This window comes from Halomonas caseinilytica, from assembly GCF_001662305.1.
Lineage (GTDB): Bacteria > Pseudomonadota > Gammaproteobacteria > Pseudomonadales > Halomonadaceae > Halomonas > Halomonas caseinilytica.
The window spans coordinates 56,854-74,772 of record NZ_BDEP01000028.1 but is presented as its reverse complement, the minus strand read 5'-3'; the positions used below and the strand labels follow the sequence as shown (position 1 = coordinate 74,772).

14 protein-coding genes and 5 pseudogenes are annotated in these 17,919 nt (G+C 54.5%); 15 read left to right on the top strand and 4 right to left on the bottom strand.

Annotated elements, in window-relative coordinates:
• The first annotated feature begins 215 nt into the window (after window positions 1–215).
• The 5 genes and pseudogenes from A9O65_RS17120 to A9O65_RS17630 all read left to right on the top strand — a co-directional run bounded on the left by A9O65_RS17120 (window position 216) and on the right by A9O65_RS17630 (window position 2,017).
• On the top strand, window positions 216–698 hold the full coding sequence (locus tag A9O65_RS17120) for an ASCH domain-containing protein (RefSeq protein WP_074749331.1): 483 nt from the start codon (window positions 216–218) through the stop codon (window positions 696–698).
• Window positions 699–935: 237 nt separating this feature from the next.
• Window positions 936–1,091: pseudogene (locus A9O65_RS17635) on the top strand (transposase); the annotation flags it as partial.
• A 76-nt stretch (window positions 1,092–1,167) separates the two neighbouring features.
• A complete protein-coding gene (locus tag A9O65_RS17110; protein WP_139180690.1) occupies window positions 1,168–1,422 on the top strand; it encodes an IS3 family transposase in 255 nt (84 codons plus the stop codon).
• Window positions 1,423–1,431: 9 nt separating this feature from the next.
• Window positions 1,432–1,818, top strand: a pseudogene (locus tag A9O65_RS17105) (DDE-type integrase/transposase/recombinase); the annotation flags it as partial.
• A 22-nt stretch (window positions 1,819–1,840) separates the two neighbouring features.
• Window positions 1,841–2,017: an IS3 family transposase gene (locus A9O65_RS17630; RefSeq protein WP_139180692.1), complete on the top strand. Its 177-nt coding sequence runs from the start codon at window positions 1,841–1,843 to the stop codon at window positions 2,015–2,017.
• Between the two features lie 32 nt (window positions 2,018–2,049).
• Here the strand turns inward: A9O65_RS17630 and A9O65_RS17290 are convergent.
• A pseudogene (locus A9O65_RS17290) lies at window positions 2,050–2,709 on the bottom strand (transposase); the annotation flags it as partial.
• 356 nt (window positions 2,710–3,065) lie between these two features.
• Here A9O65_RS17290 and A9O65_RS15915 point away from each other — a divergent pair.
• From A9O65_RS15915 to A9O65_RS17620, 10 genes are all read left to right on the top strand, one after another.
• Window positions 3,066–4,229 (top strand): PLP-dependent aminotransferase family protein, encoded by a 1,164-nt coding sequence (locus A9O65_RS15915; protein WP_064702635.1) that lies wholly within the window; start codon window positions 3,066–3,068, stop codon window positions 4,227–4,229.
• A 65-nt stretch (window positions 4,230–4,294) separates the two neighbouring features.
• On the top strand, window positions 4,295–8,338 hold the full coding sequence (locus A9O65_RS15910) for an SDR family oxidoreductase (RefSeq protein WP_064702634.1): 4,044 nt from the start codon (window positions 4,295–4,297) through the stop codon (window positions 8,336–8,338).
• Window positions 8,325–9,338 (top strand): alcohol dehydrogenase catalytic domain-containing protein, encoded by a 1,014-nt coding sequence (locus A9O65_RS15905; protein WP_064702633.1) that lies wholly within the window; start codon window positions 8,325–8,327, stop codon window positions 9,336–9,338. Before A9O65_RS15910 ends, A9O65_RS15905 begins: the two co-directional genes overlap by 14 nt.
• Window positions 9,339–9,340: 2 nt before the next feature.
• A complete protein-coding gene (locus A9O65_RS15900) occupies window positions 9,341–10,285 on the top strand; it encodes a DMT family transporter (RefSeq protein WP_064702632.1) in 945 nt (314 codons plus the stop codon).
• Window positions 10,286–10,287: 2 nt separating this feature from the next.
• Window positions 10,288–11,652, top strand: a complete 1,365-nt coding sequence (locus tag A9O65_RS15895; RefSeq protein ID WP_064702631.1) for an NAD(P)/FAD-dependent oxidoreductase — start codon at window positions 10,288–10,290, stop codon at window positions 11,650–11,652.
• Window position 11,653: 1 nt separating this feature from the next.
• Window positions 11,654–12,268 carry an NAD(P)H-dependent oxidoreductase gene (locus tag A9O65_RS15890; RefSeq protein ID WP_064702630.1) on the top strand — a complete coding sequence of 205 codons (615 nt, stop codon included), beginning with the start codon at window positions 11,654–11,656 and terminating at the stop codon, window positions 12,266–12,268.
• Window positions 12,269–12,277: 9 nt separating this feature from the next.
• Entirely contained in the window at window positions 12,278–12,586 is a 309-nt protein-coding gene (locus A9O65_RS15885; protein WP_064702629.1) for a DUF1330 domain-containing protein, read from the top strand.
• On the top strand, window positions 12,576–13,661 hold the full coding sequence (locus A9O65_RS15880) for a class I SAM-dependent methyltransferase (RefSeq protein ID WP_082920203.1): 1,086 nt from the start codon (window positions 12,576–12,578) through the stop codon (window positions 13,659–13,661). Before A9O65_RS15885 ends, A9O65_RS15880 begins: the two co-directional genes overlap by 11 nt.
• Window positions 13,658–14,254, top strand: a complete 597-nt coding sequence (locus A9O65_RS17625) for a 4'-phosphopantetheinyl transferase family protein (RefSeq protein ID WP_074749332.1) — start codon at window positions 13,658–13,660, stop codon at window positions 14,252–14,254. The genes A9O65_RS15880 and A9O65_RS17625 overlap by 4 nt, the downstream gene beginning before the upstream one ends.
• A 161-nt stretch (window positions 14,255–14,415) precedes the next feature.
• Window positions 14,416–15,054: an acyl-homoserine-lactone synthase gene (locus tag A9O65_RS17620; protein ID WP_082920202.1), complete on the top strand. Its 639-nt coding sequence runs from the start codon at window positions 14,416–14,418 to the stop codon at window positions 15,052–15,054.
• Here the strand turns inward: A9O65_RS17620 and A9O65_RS17085 are convergent.
• From A9O65_RS17085 to A9O65_RS15870, 3 genes and pseudogenes are all read right to left on the bottom strand, one after another.
• Complete coding sequence (locus tag A9O65_RS17085) at window positions 15,037–15,798, bottom strand: LuxR family transcriptional regulator (protein ID WP_074749334.1); 762 nt, start codon at window positions 15,796–15,798, stop codon at window positions 15,037–15,039. The two genes, A9O65_RS17620 and A9O65_RS17085, sit on opposite strands and share 18 nt — an antisense overlap.
• Window positions 15,799–16,325: 527 nt before the next feature.
• Window positions 16,326–16,454: pseudogene (locus tag A9O65_RS17650) on the bottom strand (IS481 family transposase); the annotation flags it as partial.
• A 29-nt stretch (window positions 16,455–16,483) separates the two neighbouring features.
• Window positions 16,484–17,564: pseudogene (locus A9O65_RS15870) on the bottom strand (IS110 family RNA-guided transposase).
• Between the last annotated feature and the right edge of the window lie 355 nt (window positions 17,565–17,919).

Here is a 17,919-nt window from a genome sequence, read left to right as displayed (position 1 = left end):
ACATTAGATGATGACCCATGTATGTACAGTGTTATTGGTTTCAGCAAAACGCGCAAGCACGCGAATTTTGGATAGGCTGCATGTTTTTCTATATATTCTTTAAATATCAAATGGTTATGTGAGAAGAGGTGGAAAAATTAACTTTAATAAACGCGCACGCTCGTTCAAGTGAATAAACGATCGTGCTAGCTAATACCTGTTAGGCGGTTCATCCGATGAATTCGAGCGACGTCCTTAATTCCGCACTGCAGGAACTAAATACCCTAGGTGTAGAAATACCCCAGGGGAGGCTGACCTTGGACAGCTATGGCGATTCTCCAGAGTTGGAACGGGAACTGCTGGAGCTCATTAAGTCGGGATCAAAAACAGCAAGTGCGAGTTTGGCGTGGGCCTATGATGCGGAACGCCGCGAAATGCCGAAGCCGGGAGACGTTGCTATAGTCGTAAATTCCCAAGGGCGGCCGAAGTTGGTAACGCAAATAGAGTCGGTGGAGCTACTGCCGTTCTCTGAGGTATCGTCCGAGCATGCTGCCCTGGAAGGTGAAGGAGATAAATCATTGGCGTATTGGAGAGAAACCCACTGGCAGTTCTTCTCAAGGGAGTGTGCGCGAATCGGGAAAGTGGCCTCACCGGAAATGCCGGTAGTTTGCGCAAGATTTAAGGTGATGAATGTTGTTTCTTCAAGCCCCGCCGCCTAACCAGTCGCTTCAGCGGACGCCCAAACCGCTGCGCGGTTTGAGTTCCCTCCGCGCTGCGCGCTCCGGCGCCGCTGAGCTCGGGCGTTAAGCACCCGAGTTACCCACGAACAGTAGACACCTTCTATAGTTAGGGTGGCCTCTAGCACGAGGTGCTCCATGAGCCGTAAGAAGACCCAGGCGTACACCGAGGAATTTCGTCGGGAAGCCGTTCGAAGAGCTGATTAACCTGGTAGTACGGCAGCATCCGTTGCCCGAGAACTGGACATTCACCCGGGCCAGATCTACAACTGGCGTCGTCAGTTCACCCGCCTGTCTGAGAAACAGTTCAACAGCGTTGACGGCGTGGATTACTCGAAGGCCGAGAGCGAAGCCATGCGCAAACTGCGGCGATAGAACGAGACCTTGAAGCAGAAAAACGACTTCCTAAAAAGGTGTCTTCGTACTTCGCGAAGCCCCAAGAGTGAAGTACGTGCTGATTGATCAATTTCGTCAGTGCTATGCGGTGCGCCTGATGTGCCGAGTGATGGAGGTATCGGCCATTGGTTATTATCGCTGGAGACAGCGCCCAGTCAGTCTCAGGGAGCAGCGAAGGGAAGCCACTGAAAAGGCCATCATGGATACTTTCGCCAGCTTTAAAGCTCGCTATGGTGCGCCACGCATCGCCCGGGAATTAACGGCGGCGGGTGTGCCCTGTTCGGTGAACTATGTGGCCGGCATCATGTGAGAAAAGGCAATCCGGGCCCATAATGGCAAGGCCTTCAAGTACAGTCGTACCTCTGAGGCGATGACAAACGTCGCTGACAACCTTCTGTGGCGCCAGTTCGCCGCCGAGCGGCCCAACCAGAAGTGGACGACTGACATCACCTATATCTGGGTGAAAGATCGCTGGCTGTACCTGGCAACCATAATGGACCTGTACTCTCGCGAGATCGTTGGCTGGTCGCTGGATATGAGCATGACCGAACGATTGATTACCGATGCATTGAGCATGGCGTATGGAAGACGTGAGGTGCCGCCAGGGCTGATTGTACATTCGGATCGCGGGGTCCAATACCGATCCACCGGTTATCAGGATTACCTGCGTTCAAGGCAGTGTGTACCGAGTATGAGTCGCAAGGGAAATTGTTGGGACAAACGCACCCATGGAATCGTTTTCCAGCCGTCTCAAGGTGGAGTTGATCTACGCAGAGCTTTTCGAGTCGATCACGGCGACAAAATCCGCTATCTTCGAGTACATCGAAATGTTTTATAACCGGAAGAGACGTCACTCCGCTTTGGGCTATCTCAGCCCGGTGGAATACAAGTGCAGATGCGCATAACCAGTGTCTATTTTTCGTGGGTAGGACCAGTTCTTTATCACTCGTCCTTCCGCCGTACGGTCAAAGACAAAATCCATCGACCAGACCTGATTGGCAGCACAGGGACGGCCAAGGGGCATTCGCTCAGAGGTGAGGACTTTCTTACGCTTGCGTCGTTTGACCTGCAGCCGGGCTGCGGAGTAGAGGCGCTCAACACGCTTATGATTGACCCTCTCACCGGCTTGGCGCAGCTCCAGACAGAATCATGCCAGCGCCGTAGCGGCAATGCCGATGTGCCAAGGCAACAATGCGCTCACGCAATGCCTCATTGCGGTCAGGGACAGGGTGCTAGCGCAATTCACTGGCACTCACAAATGACGCGAAGCGCTCGACGCTCACTCAGGCCACGCGACACCATGCAGCGCACCACATCGCGGCGTGACGGAGTGCTCACCACGTTTTTCTCAGTGTCTCGCGAGTGACCTCCATTGACAGTAGCGACACAGCGAGCAGCTTTTTCAAGCGTGCATTTTCGGCTTCGAGCTCTTTCAGTCACTTGGCGTCCGATGCGCTCATTCCGCCAAACTTGCTGCGCCATAAATAGTACTGGCCTCCGAGAAACCATGCCGATGGCAGAGCTCCTTGATGGGCAATCCCGCTTCTGCTTCGCTCAGGAAACCGATGGTTTGTTCTTCGCTGAAACGCTTCTTCATGTCCAGTCTTCTTACCCATAGGATCGGACTCTAAAGCGTAGCGCTACTCAATCAGGGGGTGGCGTCGACGCTACTAAGATATGGCCTACTTCTTCCTGAAGATAGCGTTGCGTTTCCCGGAAAAAATTATAATGAACCAATTTTTCTTACCATATACCAGTCAATCATGCAACTGTCGAATCTGACAGTTGGTGTTACTCCGAAAATCAGCTTAGCTTTGGATCATTGTTTGGTGATCCTTGGTGACTCATGGCTCTACTGATGTCTGCACAATGCACTTTGTATTGCAAGGTGATGAGAAGAGTTAGCTAGGTTTTCTAGTAAGTCACCAGATCTGTATATGGAGGCCAAAAGACATGAGATACCAAGCTATCGAACTCGCACGCAAAGCGACCACGAAACTCGACGCTTGCCACAACTTCGTGTCAGCGTCAAATCGCCTTAGTGATTATGTTGCTGCGTGCATGGATGCTTCGCCGCATGGGCTGCATCTCGAAGGTTATCCTGGCGTGCGATTCCATGAAGGGGCCGATCTCATAGATGAGCTCGAAACCCACGCCGAAGACCTAGCTAAGGATATCTATTCTGTCCCTTTCGCATCAGTCCAGCCTTGGCGGTGTACGAACGCAATACTAGCTACCGCGCATGGACTGACCGGGCTGGGTTCGGCCATCCTCGGGCTCGATTGTAGTTCGGGCGGATATTTCGCCACGGGCGCCTCCAAGGCACATCTGCTTTCCAGCCTCTACAATGTCCAGACCTATACGGTCGATCCCACCAACCATCTGCTCGACTACGATCAAATCCGGAAGAAAGCTCGCGAGGCAAAGCCGGCAATCATCTTTGCAGGCGACACCAGCTATTCGAGAACCTGGGACTGGCCGCAAATGCGTTCGATCGCCGATGAAGTGGGCGCTTATCTCGTCGCCGACGTCTCTCAGATCGCGGGCTTGATCGCTGGCAGGGTGCTGGGAAATCCAGCGCCGCTGGCCGACGTGACGATTTTTGCTACCTACAAGACGCTCCGCGGTCCGAGAGGCGCATTGGTGCTCGCGAACGACGCGAGCGTTTTTAGCAAGATACGAAGAGCGATCTACCCTGGCCTCCAGAGTGCAGTAGATCCGCGCCTGGTCGCCGGAATAGCTGCTGCACTCGAGGAGGCACGAAGTCCGGAGTTCCCAGTTTATGCGCGGCAGATCGTGTTGAACGCACAGCAACTGTGTGCCGAGATTCAGGAAGCGGGATTGGGTGTGGTCGGCGGTGGTACCGACAATCACTCGTTTACCATCTCGTTATCGGAGGATGAATCGACCGATGCAGCCACGGTCTGCCATTACCTCGCCAAGCGGGGAATTCTGACCAACAAGACACCGGTGCCATTCGACACGAGGCCCATATCGAAATGCAGTGGAATTCGAATCGGCACGCCGTTCGAAACCTCACGAGATATCACATCGGATGAACTTACTGTAGTCGCAGCCCAGGTCAAGGCTGCTTGTCTAGATCCGGCGGTTGCATAGATATGAATCGGACAATTCTCTGGACAGTACCGAGAAGCCGTGGCACGGCCCTTGAACGCTCCCTAATGGAGCATTCCGGAATTCGCCTTCATCATGAGTTGCTCTCGCTGCCTTATCTCAGCACTTTCGAACACGACAAGTGGGTACAGATCGGCGCGCCGGAGGGGGGGGGGTGTTACGAAGAAACGGTGCAGCGGCTGGCGCTGGAGCGCCTGGGCGACCATGAGACAGTTATTAGCAAGGAGCTACTGCCGTTCTACGACCGACTGACCTGGTCTGAGTGGCTAACGTCGTTCAAACACATCATCCTGGTCCGTGACCCTCATGAGACGCTTCGATCGGCCTATCGGGTCAGCCAGAACTCTGAGCGTACGTATTTTGATATCAAGGAGCACGGCTACGACAGGCTCGACAGCCTGATTACCGATGTCGTCAACAACTGCGGCATCCAGGATCTGCTTATAGTCGACTCCGATGCGCTGGTTGCCAGGCCCTCGTCGGTCCTGCGTTCGATATGTCGATTCGTTGGGGTCGAATACACTGACCACATGCTCTCATGGGATCCGGGCCATGCCGGCCAGTGGTCCGAATGGGAGGGGTGGCACGATGATGCAGCTTCGAGCAACTCCTTCCATCAGAAATCAAAGACGTGCGAGGCCAATATCAATAATGCTGTCATCGCAGATATCGAGCGCGAGGCCGGGCAGTATTTCGAACTCTACTCGCAGGTCGCCGACATCGCCCACTCGGAGAAGTCCATTCATAACGACGGGGATAGACAACCCACCGTGGCGCTTTGTCCCGTTATCATTGCGGCAGACACATTCCTGGACTGCGCACCGATGCTGCGGGATTTTTATCGCAGCTCGACACCTTATAATCTGAAAATACTGGTAGGCCACGTTGGCAATCGCACCGAGCACCTAGTCGCCCCCGGTGAAGACATAACCGCAGTCGTTCTGCATCCAGAATCGATGGGCGTCGCCTCTGATGATCTTGTCGGGAGCATTATGGAAGCCTTGGGCGACAAGGGAGCCTTGGTTTCGGTAGGCCCGCCCCACGAGTCCGGCCCTCGAATCATGAGTTTGGTCCGCATCGGGCGCAGCGACGATAGATGCGAGATTGCAAAGGACTCATTTCCGGAGCTCATCGATGTGGCATTCAGGCTACTACGTGCCCATCTGATTCACGTTGTATCTAGGGCATGGGCCATGATGGCGAGCGAACAAAGATCGATCGATGATTTCGATGACCACTTTGCTCGTCTGGGTCGTATCACGGCTGGAAGTGAGCAGGATTTCACCGCGCTGTCCGATGGCAGCGAGTCTCTGATGGCATCGGATCTCTATCGATACGTGACAAAGCTGGCTGCCGAATTCGCGCGTCTATTGGGTGAAGGGCAATGGTGCGTATTCAGGGTCGAACGTTCGAATGCTACGCTGGTGTTGATGGTCGCGGCCTTGATAAGCAAGCGACCGTTCCTCGAAATCCCTGGCGCCTACTCGACCGAGCAGATCAAGTCTCAAATCTGGAATTTAGGCGCTGGCGTTTTGTATCTGACCGATGAAGATTCGGCGCCCGAGCTGGCGGGCAATGTGCAACTGGGGCGGTTGAATCCCGATTATTCGGTCGACGCACGCCCAATTGCTCGCCGACAAGCGGAGCCGATGATTTCCTATGAGGCGTGTGCCCATGCTGTGCTCACGTCGGGCACGACCGGCCCGGCCAAGACCGTTGCCATACCACCGGACCAGATCCTCGACTCGTTGGAAGAATGGTTGGAGCACATCGGCGAGGGCGATGTCGTCGCGCTGAACGCTTGGCTCAACTGCTATGCGTTCTACCCCTTCCTGAGTAGGGCGACGACCTGTGTGATTCCGGATGCCATCATCCTTGACCCGCGTGCTCTGGGCTCTTTCGTTCAAGACAACGCGGTCACCCAGATCGTGATTACGCCGACCCTGGTGGAGATGCTTCTTCAACAGACCGATGAGGTGCTGGTCAGGTATTCGCACATCACAACCTGGTGGATCAGCGGCGAGCCGTTTGCGCCCAATCTGCTGGGTGATCTCATGGTGCAATTCCCGGATGCCGCGATCTTGAATCTGTATGGCATCAATGAAACTGGCGATCTGGGCATCGGCGTCAACACCACCTCGATCGAACTGTTCAAGAATCGTCGCTTCGCAATTGTCGACCCGTATTCGACTTGCCTGCCGGAAGGCTCACAAGGCACGCTGGTCGTGAGCACGCCCGGGCAATCGCCGGGCTATATTCGCAATGGGCAGATCCAGCCGGATGATGCGGTCGATGTTGGGCTTGTCTCCTGGGGCGGGCATCCATGGCTATCCACGGACGATACCGTCCGGTGGGATGGGGATGCCTCGATCACCTTCGTCGACCGGGACAGTGCACACATCAAGATCCGCGGTTACAAGATCAGTCCCAGCACCGTCGAGAAGGCGCTCCTTCGGGTTGATGGCATCATCAACTGTCGCGTGACGACTCGCGGTGAAGGACGGGCTAAGCAACTCGTTTCGCTGATCCAGGTCGATTCCAACGTCTTCCGGCACAGCGCGTCGAGCTTGAGGGGAGTGTTGTTCCAGGGACTGCCTCGCTTTTCGATCCCACAGGAATTTCTCCTAGTCAGCCATATGCCTACGGGTGGCAGCCAGAAGCGTGCTGACCTCCCATTGGACGAATATTCGATTGAGGGCTCTCTCGGTGCAGATGAGACCGATGATCAAGGGTTCAAGTCGCAGCTGGCCGGCGAGTGGGGTGAACTGCTCGGCCTATCGAAAGAAGTTGTTCCCGATGACGAGAGCTTTCTGAGCCTTGGCGGGAGTCTGTTACTCGTTGAATTGAGCACCCGGATCAATGATCGGTTCGACTGTCAGATTGGAATTCCCGAACTGATTAGCCATCCCACGTTATCCGGGATGAGCGAGCTGATCCGAGGAAAAATTGAAGGCGAGGACATATCGTCGGCGCCGGCCCTCGGCGTGAGAGTGGATGAGGAAGTACGCTATGAATTCGACCGGCTTGAAGTGGCAGTCGGCACCCAGCCTGTTGCGCCCATGGAACATGCAGGGTCAGAAAAGACACTCATTTTGACCGGCGTGACAGGATTTCTCGGTACCTCGATTCTGCGCCGTGCCGTGGCCGATCGTTCGGTCGAGCGGGTGATATGCCTAGGCCGGACCCGAGATGGTCGTACATTTCAGCAACGTGTTGAGGCGCTTCTCTGCGCTGATCAGCTGTCGGACAAGGTCATCGCGATCGAGGCCGAGCTGAGTCAGGACAGACTGGGCTTGGCCGATGATCAGTTGAGTGCGCTTGTTGTTGCGAATGCCCGGATCATTCATTGCGCGGCCCAGGTCAATTGGTTGGCTGCCTACCGCGACCTGTACGAATCGAACGTGGCTGTTTCGAGACAGATGATCGCGACGGCGATCGCACTCGGAGCACGCCTGACGATTATCTCCACGATCACGGCCGACGACGTCGAGTCTGGCTATGACGCGACGAAGGCTGTCGTCGAAGGGTTTTCGAACCTGGCCGCGACCCGGTACGACTTGCCGGTCGACATCATCAAATGCGGTGATATCGGCCCATCCTCGACCACAGGCGATCGATTTTCGATCAACGCTGAGGATTATATCGTGCTGCTCACTGCTGCGTGCCTAGAGACTGGTCTTGCGCCCAACCGACCCGACTGGTCTCTGAACATGGTGCCCGTGGATCTGGCCGCGGGCGAAATCCTCGCTTACGAACATGTCACATCAGCGTGGATCGAGACGCGTGAGCTGCACTCCGGTGACAGGGTCTCCTGGCCCAACTTCATCACGAAGGTGGCCGAGCAGAGCGAACACCGTGAGGTTGGACTCGAAGACTATTCGAACTGGCTTGAGATGCTACGTGAACGCGCGCGGCAAAGCGGAACGGCGGCCCGGGCACTCTCGATCATTCAGATGATCGATGCGGATCTGAGTGGCCATCCCGGCTCTGATGATGTCTCGAGGCTGAGCGTTCGCTCGGATTGCACGTCGGATCCCGCCTGGTACGAACACATTGCACAAGCGGCAGGAGCCCAATATGACCACGCATAATGCGTATGCGGTTGCCCAGCCAAAATCCATACTGGAAACCATTCAGGTCGACCGCGGGGCCTGTGGCCCAACGACCGTTCGAGTTCGAGTGAGGTACTGCGGCATCTGCGGCAGCGATTTGCACCTCAACGATGGCGAGCTCGGTGATGCCAGCATCTTCCCGCAGGTCAGTGGGCACGAAGTGGTCGGCGTGGTCGAGGAAGTCGGCTCTGAAGTGTCAGCCTTCGAGGTCGGGGATCGTGTCGGAATCGGTTGGCAGCGCGATGCCTGCGGCCGGTGCGATTACTGCCAAGCTGGCGAGGAACAGCATTGCCCTAAGGCGGATCTGACCTGCTGTTATGGCAATCACGGTGGCTTTGGCGAGCTCGCTGAAGCCGATGAGCGCTTCGTGTACACGATCCCTTCGAAGCTGGACAGCGCCGGTGCGGCCCCGCTCCTATGTGCCGGCCATGTTGTTTTCGCCGGGTTGAAGCGGCTCGATCTGATCAATCGGAACCTCTGCATTTTCGGTCTTGGAGGATTGGGGCATCTGGCGGTGATCTTCGCGAGCTATATGGGCGCCAATATCACAGTCGTATCCCGGGACACGGACAAGGAACGAGATGCGCTCGATCTGGGGGCCGATCGGCTGGTCGATTACGATGAGCTGATGTCCGGGGCCTATATCGACACCTTCCACCATGCCCTGATCACGTCCTCGCATCTGCCTTCGTTTGAAGTGGTGACCGACGTCATGCGAGCGAGAGGTCAGGTGCTCCTGTTCGGTATGTCGAAGCCGACTGAAATCCCATTTACCGACCTGAGCTTCAAATCTCTATCGCTGGTCACGGTCAACGGAGGCTCGCGGCAGGACATGAAGGACATGTTCCACTTCTGCCAGCGATTCGGCATCCAGTCCCAAGTCGTTGTCTATGGAAGCGATGACATCGAGACGGCCCTGAAAGATGTTCGAGCCGGGTTGGTCAAATATCGTGGGGTTCTGGCTTTTGACGAGGCATGAGCATGAATAATTCTGATACTCAGGGGATTCTGATCATCATTGCCGCGGTCGCGGCGATGGCTACTGGGGATGCTTTCATCAAGTTTTTCGCCGATACGGTCCCGCTGGATTGGCTCATCGCCGGGCGCTCGATACTCGCCGTCGTGCTGCTGTTGGCGCTCAACACGATAATGTCGAAATCTTTGCCTCGGTTGCGGCGCGAGAAGATCAGAGTCTACGGACTGATCGCCGTGCGTAGTCTGCTGCTTGCGCTGATGTGGCTGTGCTACTATGTCGCGCTGCCCAATATGTCCTTCTCTCTGGCCGCCGCGCTTCTGTACACGATACCGGTGTTCATCTGTGTCTTCAGCACGGTGCTGCGAATCGAGTCGCTGAGTCTAAGGCGAGTCAGTGCGCTTGTGATCGGCTTTGCCGGCGTCGTCGTAGCGCTTCAGCCATGGCAGGGGGAGGTGAACGGTTACCTCTTCTTCCCGATCATTGCCGCTGCCCTCTACGCACTGGCCCAACTGCTCACGCGCACTAATCTGAGCACCGAGAGCTCGACCATGCTCGCCGCTGCAATGAATGTGGCGCTATTCGTTGTCGCGATGGTCAGCGTCTGTGGCTTCGTGGAGATTTCACCGAATTCGTACGGTATCAGTCCGGTGATCGGTCAGATCATCTCGTTCGAGCTTCTGCTGAAGATCCTGATGCTGGCAGTACTCATCAGTATTACTGCGACGCTTACAGCCAAGGCCTTTCAGGTCGGCTCACCCACCATCGTGGGTGTTTTTGACTACTCATATCTCGTCTTCGCGGCGATTTGGGGCGTTGTGCTGTTCAGTGAGGTTCCATCGACGCACCAGTTCGTCGGCATGCTGCTGATCGTGGTTGCCGGCGTGCTTCTGCTACCTCTCGCCTCAAACATCCGCTTTAGTCGTTTGTTCCAAGCCTTCTCGGATAGGTAGCCATGTTACGCTATAAGTCACAGCCTGACTGGATAGACCGGTCGCCCAACGGGTGGAGTGGCCTGATTCAGAGCCAGATGGTGGCTAATCCAGACTTGGCCGAAGACCGCGAGGCCGATTATCTGATCGTCGGCGGTGGCTTGGCCGGTCTGGAGGCGGCAGCTCATCTTGTGGAGGTCGATCCGAGCGCGTCAATCGTGCTTTGCGAGTCCTACATCATCGGCGAGAACTCGGCTGGCAAGAACTCCGGCTTTATGATCGAGCTGCCACATAACCTTCAGGCGTCCAATTACGCGGGGCAATTCGAGCGCGACAAACGCATGACCCGAATCAAGAAGCGGGCGATCGAATTCATCGATGCGAACATTGCAGCCTACGGGCTCCGGCCGGGCATTCTGCAGCGCCAGGGCAAATTCAACGCCGCAGCCACGGCCGGGAGTGTCCGAAAGGTCATAGAATACACTAGGTATCTGGAATCACTTGGCGAGGACTGCCGGATCCTCAACGGTGGCGAAATTCAGAGCGCGCTGGGCATCGATTTTTATCAGAAAGCCGTCTACACCCCGAATACTGCGTTACTGCAACCGGCTGAGTACGTCAGGACGCTGGCCAATGCCCTGGGCCGGCTCGACAACATACTGATATGCGAGAATACCCGGCTGAAGGCCCTGGTCCGAGACCCCGACTGTTTCGTGGCCAGCGTCGGTGATCATTTCGTCAAGGCGCGAAAGATCATTCTGGCGAACAATGGTGGCATCGAAAAGCTGGGAATCTTCGAAGGCCGTCTGATCCACATGATGACGTACTCGTCGCTAACCGCGCCGTTGGACACTGAACAGTCGGCTCATTTCGACAACTATGACGACTGGGGCGTGATTCCCGCGCATCCCCTCGGGACGACGGTTCGGAAGCTCAGCGGCGACACGACAGGCGGGCAGACACGCATCCTCATCCGGAACACGTTCAAGGTCGGCAGGAAGGATTCATCTCGTGGACGCGTTCTTGAGCGTCTGCGGCATCGGCACAGACGAAGCTTCGAGCAACGATTCGGCGATCGCCTTGACACCCCTTTCGAGTACACCTGGGGCGGGCAGTTGTGTCTGACCTCGAACGGCTCGCCGATCGTCAAGGAACTCGAACGCGATCTCTACATGGCCGTTTGCTGCAATGGACTCGGCACCATCAACAGCACCTTGGCCGGGCATTGCGTCGCGGATCTAGCAAGCGAAACGGGCCGGCACGACGAGCTTGCCGAGGAGCTGATTTGCTGCGGCCAGCCCGACGACATCGACTTCCGACCGATATCGGACGCCATTCTGAACTGCAAGCTGATGCTCGGCCAACATCATGCAGGGAGGGAACTCTGAAATGGAACGGTTGCTTGTGGTCAACAGCGCCCCGGATAGTTGCTATCTCAACAACCGGATTGTCACGGCATTGCGCGTCATCTTCCGACTCGCCAGCGAGTGTGACCTTCGGGTACTGAACCTCTATGCACAGAACTTTTCCCCGGTTCTTACGGATTACGAGCATGCTGAATATCGCAACCCGCAAGCCAACATCGATTACGTCGACCAGGATCAATTCCTGACACAGAGTCTATCCGACGTCAAATGGGCCAATTCGATGCTCATCGTTTTTCCGGTGTGGTGGATGGGGGTGCCGGCTATCCTGAAAGGCTGGCTCGATCGGCTCTTTCGCCCGGGTCTGGCCTTTACCGTCGGGAGGGAAGGCCCGCAGCCCCATCTTACCGGAATTCAGTCGATCAATCTGATCGCAACTTTTGCCTATGCGGAGAATCAGCTCAAGGAGTTGGGGATCGCCCCTAACGATGTGATCGCCGCGCCGTTTCGAATGCTTTGCGAGCACGCATGTCCCGATGCGGTATTGCGCCAGTGCTCAATATTCGAAGCACGTCGATTCGATCCGCACAAGGTTGACTACCAGCTTCACGCATTCTGCAAACCCCTGATGAAAGTCTAGGAGTAGAGCATGGATCCCAAAGGCTACTGGGTCATCCGTTGTCAGGAGATCGTCGACGAGGCCGCGATGCAGAAATACGGTGCCGCCTGGCCAGAGATCGCGGAGAAATACAATGCACGCTTCATCGCCGGCACGAGCCGGATGTTGGTGACTGAAGGGCCTGCGGTTGGACGTATCATCGTGGTTGAGTTCCCGAGCTACCAAGCTGCGCTCGACTGCTATCACAGTCCCGAATACCAGCTGGCGAAAGAATACGCCCACCAGGCAATGGAGCGAACTTTCGCGATTGTGGAAGGGGTTGTTCCCGATGGAACATAGCAATAACCATGTTAGCATGGCTTGGAATGGGATCTATGGTCAACGTGCCGTCGGCCCGCGCCTGGCGGTTCTCAACAGCCTCGATCGTGTCCGGGAAATCCTCGATAATCATACGGACTCGATCGAACCTGGCGGTGTCTTCGGCATGGCCGACTATGGCTGTGCCGATGGACTCCTCAGCCTGCCGGTCATAACCGCGGCATCCGAATATGCCCGTGGCCGTGAGTGCCGGGACATCAGCGTCTACCTCAATGACCTGCCCACTGCCGACTTCAATACGCTGTTTTCGGTCCTGAATGCCGATCAGCTGTCTAGGGACACTGGCATCGCGAGCTGTGTACTAGCTGCCGGTGGATCTTTCACGAATCGTGTGCTGCCGCGGGCATCCGTGGACTTCGGATTCTCTGCTTCGAGTATGCATTACCTGGAACATTTTCCGCCCGACGCCACGGATGCGATTCACGAGGTCTTTTTGGACGATGGCGCAATCAAGGAAAACGTTCTGAAACAGGCGGGCCAAGCGTGGCTCGATATCCTGCGTTCGCGTGAGCAGGAGCTGAAACCCGGCGGCAACCTGGTTTTCCTGCTCCTTGGCCGGGATGAGCAGGGACGCTATCTAGGAAGCACCCAGGGTGCGAGCATGTTTCAGGCTTATCAGGAGGCCTGGGATCGATTGTTCGCTGCGTCGGGAATCACTCAAGACGAGTATCAGCAGGTCTTCTTTCTCCATCGGTTCCGGACGACCGAGGAAATCCAGCGCGGAGTCGAGCAGGTTCGCCGCGAGGGCGTGGCGCTCCAACTGCTGGGCATCGAAACGGTTATCACATCGTGTCCCATCGCCGCGGCTTTTCGGCGACACCACGACGAGCGGCGATTCGCTCAAGAGTTCGTCGACAGTCACTGGACTTGGACTGAGCATGCATTTCGACATGCCCTTCAGTCTCGGGCGGCAGAGGAGGCACAACAGATTCTTGATGATCTGTATCGCGATATGGTCCAAATCGTGGCAGCCGACCCTTTATCGTATCGCATGGACCTTGTCCATCATCGAGTCGTACTTCACAAGAATCGATGAAGCCGACTTTGATCGATAGCTTCTGGCTTTGCTGGGACTGTTGCGCTCGCTCTCAAGAGGTCGTCCGGCGCCAACGGCCATGCCCGGAACATATCACTCATCAAACTAGAGCCTTAAAGCCAACATATCAGCATCGGTCTCTTTATCGACAGATTCAGTGCGGGCGGTACGCACAGCTTGGCCGACTGTCGGATTATCGCTACCGTTCTCACTCCGGCAATCACTCGATATTTGTTCGCTCTGGTGCCGCTCGGTTCGGTGTTGATTTCGAGGTTCATAGAGACGGCATCGATTTACAGCGTATCTCCGAGCGCTATTTTTCTGACCGAGAGCTGGACAGCCTTTCGAGTGTGGGGAAGTCAGATATGGCCGATCAGTTTTATGTACTCTGGACCGCGAAGGAAGCGTGCCTCAAGGCCATGGAGGTAGGACTGTTTCTGGGTTTGTCCGCGGCGTCGGTGCAGCGAGTAGATGTTGTCTGTCGATCGTTGTTGGGGCGATGGCATCTTGTTACTTTCTCCGATCGTCCATGCAGGGTTTGGTGCTACCAGCAGGCGGGAGAATACACGGTCGCGTTCGCTATGTGGAAGTAAGTCTTCCCTGATGCTTAGTTAAGCAAGGGCCAATCCTCTACGTTTGGAGCAGTATGAAGCTTTCGAGGCAGTTCGTTCCGAGGGGTTAGCACGACGTGGTTATTTTACACCTGTCATTTTTGACAGGTGTTTGTTGGATATGAGCTTGCTAACATTTGAATATGTTATATAATATCGATTATAAAATTATAACTGGCTTTCCTGGCGCGGATGGAATAACTCCTACGCTACTGGAAAAAATGCACGTACTTCGTGCTGAGGTATTCAATGGTCGAAACCAATGGAACCTTACAATAGGCGATGGCCTCGAAAAAGATTCATTCGATTCGAATGAAACAGTCTATGTAATTTGCGTCCAGCTCTCAACGAATGACGTCGTCGCTTGTTGGCGAATCTTACCGACGACTTTCGATTATATGCTCAGTACGGTATTTTCCGATCTGCTTCCTGCTCCTCTTAAGATAAAAGACCCCTACATATGGGAGCTAAGTCGGTTCGCGGTCAAAAAAGGCTTAAATAAATGCTCGCCGATGCTGGCAAGTACTATTACGAGAGATATGTTTGCCGCGATCAGAGAGTTTGCGTTGCAGAAGGAAGTAACACGGTTCGTCACTGTAGTATCGCCGAGTCTATATCGGCTTCTATCGAATAGCGGGTTGACAATGCCGCATATAGATAACAAAAATGAGAAAGAGCGTCGGCGATTAGGTCGAACTGCGTGCTATATTGATATTGATGATGGATTCCATGAGTTCATAGATACAGGCATGCGGAGCGCAGTCCTACAAAACTCCATATAGGATTGCCTTGGATACTGTGCTAACCTTGTTGTTCGCGCCTAATTTACTAGAAACATGATTAAGATGAAACCTAACTGTAGACTCAGAAATCCCCAAGATCATTGATGTCTCCCAAATTGTTTTTCCCTCAGCGGCCCACGCTACTACTTCACGTTCACGAGCTGTAATAGAGTGCACTGAAGACTGTTTTTCTGAGCACGCCATATAATTTTCTGTAATATTCGTATGTATTGCTGAAGCTGCTAAGAAAGAAACTGATAGGCGCGGATCAAAACCATTATCGAAGAAGTCATCGTAGCTTGACGAAGCGATACTGAGTAAGCTCCAAACACCACCAGCACCATGTAAAGGAATGGTCCATCCATACACAAGCCCAAACTCTTTTGCCTCATTCATAACAGACACATCCGCTCGCTCTTGGCTGAAATTGATGTCAGACCAGTTGACAGGCATGACGTTACGATTGCAATGGAAAACCACTGGATCAATAGAAGAGTATTTTTCATGAATGTAGTGTGACCGCCACTCATCCGGATAACCACTTAAAATAATTTCTTCTTTAGTATGAACGGAGACAGAAGGCAGGAAGCATGCGTAGATAAAATCATTGAATCCGATATGTTCTACGAAGCTTGATACAGAATTAAGAAGCTCTTCCTTAGTTTCGGATCGCAGGATTTTTATAATATATGTCTCATGATTTTCATACAGAGATGAAAATTTCGTATTGCCTCCAGCACCCATGACGCACCTCACCCCTAGTGTCTAGTTTAGAGTGGTTTAAATGTATGTACTATAGATCAATTTAAAAGGTTAATCAAATATAAAATTTTGTGTTATAGTAACAAATTGATTTGGTGATATTTTATCAACGGGTGTTGCAAAATGTCGCTTTAACATGCTTGGGATAGTTGCTTATATTTCTGCGTAAAATCCGGTAAGAGAGTGAGTTATCTCAATGGCCTAAGTTCAGTGGCGGTGTTTTCTTAGTAAAAGCCTGTGGAGTCTCGATAGTTAAACAATGTTTTCGCCGTCTTCCTAACATTCTTCCTGGGTGTTTTGAGTGGTTCTTTCTGAGAAGACGGCATAGGATGTTAGGTCCTCTATATTATGTTCTGATGGACTTTTTAGTGTTTTAGTGGACTAAGTAATCATCCAGGTTCTGCTGTCTTGAAGTGGCGCTGACACAGTCTTCTAAAACGCCTGGAGCGACAGCAACTGCAATAGTTGGTGAGCACCCGTTTGAAGCGGATTCTCAATCCTGCGTAGTGGTCGGGTCCCGCATGATTGACTGCCTGCTTGGTAAATAGCTCTGGCCGTTTGGCCTGCCATTCTTTCATCGCTGCCATCGGTTATTGATGGTACAGCGCCTTCGGTGGAATATGATGATTGTACTGCCAACAGCCCCCATCTGACGCCCTTCTAAGCGTCAAGTGGTGATTTGGGCCTGGTGGATTTCTTGATGACGATGCCGGATGATGTAGTACAGCTCCCGGGCGATATAGCGCTTCAGGCATCGAATGGCTTCCATCTTGGAATGTCCCTCTGCCATCTTTCGGACGATGTATCCTTGGGTCGTGGCATCCAGACGGAGTCGCCCGATGGCGATAATATGCAAGGCACAGTTGGCCGCTCTGTCGCCACCCGGTTGAGTCGGTGCCACTGTGTCTTGCCTGACGAAGCCGGAATGGGGCTGACCTCGCATAGGGCCGCAAAACTGGTTTCCGAACTGAGACGGTCAGGATTATCGCCTGCCGTGATCAGCAACTGTGCTGCCGATTCGTAGCCTACGGCCGTTCGCGATACCAGCTCTGGTGCCAGCTCATCGACGATGGCCTTGACCTTGATATCCAGAGATCGGAGACCTCGTCGTGCAGCTCCAGATAGCGCCGAGCAAGGGATTTCAAGGCGATGAGGTAGGCCATCGTGACATTCCGGTATCTACTCAAATCGGGTCGCCACGCGACCAACGTCCGAATCAGCTGCATCCGCGTCATGTTCCTCAGCAGATCGCGCAGCTCCTCTGGTGCGGAGATCACTTGCGTCTGGATCTGTTGCAGGGCCACGCGGCGAGCCGCGATGGCAGTCTTTCGGCAGACCTTCAACACGCACAAGGCCTCGATCATACCGTCACGGGTCTTTGGCGTTACCGTGCGGTTGCCCGCATAGGCTGCATGGGCGGCGTTCTCGGCATCGATGGTGTCGTCTTTGTCGCGCTTACGGCATGCAGTTCTGTCGGGTGTGGTGACCTCCAGAGTGGTGATGCCTGCGCGCTGCAAGTAGCGCAGCAAGCCTGCCCCGTAGGTGCTGGTCCACTCGATACCCACCCGACTGAGCTCTCCGAAGCTACACATCCAGCTCAGCATGGTCTTGTAGCCGTGTCGGGTGGTCGGAAAGTTGGCAGTACCGAGCACGTGGTCATGATCATCCACGACAGCGGCTACATGAAGGTCTTTGTGTGTATCGACGCCGCCAACAACGGCAGATTGGGTAGTATGGGGGGCTTCCATGGCGTGTCTCCGAGCTATCGGTTCAAGGTGGCTTCACCAAGTGCGACAGCCTGGACACGACAGTAATGGGACAGGCGTCAGGCCCTTCTTGGGTCACATGCATCGACAAGGCGAGCCCTCGCCGCCAGATGTTCCCGGGTCACCGACAGGTCCAAGGAAAGACACTTACCCATGGTCGATCAGTGTTTGGGTCAGGCTACCCGAGAACCCTCACGGCACCAAGAGTTCCAAGATAGGTCGATCGCTGTTTGAGACCGGCGACCCGGGAAGACCTGGTATCTCGTAGTATTACTGTCGGTGTTATGGGGTTGTAGGGGCACAACTTGTTGCGCGATTAGCAGTTTTCCCGCCACCG

Coding starts and splice junctions, on each gene's coding strand:
- A9O65_RS17120 (WP_074749331.1), top strand. CDS start 216: ATGAATTCGAGCGACGTCCTTAATTCCGCACTGCAGGAACTAAATACC.
- A9O65_RS17630 (WP_139180692.1), top strand. CDS start 1,841: ATGGAATCGTTTTCCAGCCGTCTCAAGGTGGAGTTGATCTACGCAGAG.
- A9O65_RS15915 (WP_064702635.1), top strand. CDS start 3,066: ATGAGATACCAAGCTATCGAACTCGCACGCAAAGCGACCACGAAACTC.
- A9O65_RS15910 (WP_064702634.1), top strand. CDS start 4,295: ATGGAGCATTCCGGAATTCGCCTTCATCATGAGTTGCTCTCGCTGCCT.
- A9O65_RS15905 (WP_064702633.1), top strand. CDS start 8,325: ATGACCACGCATAATGCGTATGCGGTTGCCCAGCCAAAATCCATACTG.
- A9O65_RS15900 (WP_064702632.1), top strand. CDS start 9,341: ATGAATAATTCTGATACTCAGGGGATTCTGATCATCATTGCCGCGGTC.
- A9O65_RS15895 (WP_064702631.1), top strand. CDS start 10,288: ATGTTACGCTATAAGTCACAGCCTGACTGGATAGACCGGTCGCCCAAC.
- A9O65_RS15890 (WP_064702630.1), top strand. CDS start 11,654: ATGGAACGGTTGCTTGTGGTCAACAGCGCCCCGGATAGTTGCTATCTC.
- A9O65_RS15885 (WP_064702629.1), top strand. CDS start 12,278: ATGGATCCCAAAGGCTACTGGGTCATCCGTTGTCAGGAGATCGTCGAC.
- A9O65_RS15880 (WP_082920203.1), top strand. CDS start 12,576: ATGGAACATAGCAATAACCATGTTAGCATGGCTTGGAATGGGATCTAT.
- A9O65_RS17625 (WP_074749332.1), top strand. CDS start 13,658: ATGAAGCCGACTTTGATCGATAGCTTCTGGCTTTGCTGGGACTGTTGC.
- A9O65_RS17620 (WP_082920202.1), top strand. CDS start 14,416: ATGTTATATAATATCGATTATAAAATTATAACTGGCTTTCCTGGCGCG.
- A9O65_RS17085 (WP_074749334.1), bottom strand. CDS start 15,798: ATGGGTGCTGGAGGCAATACGAAATTTTCATCTCTGTATGAAAATCAT.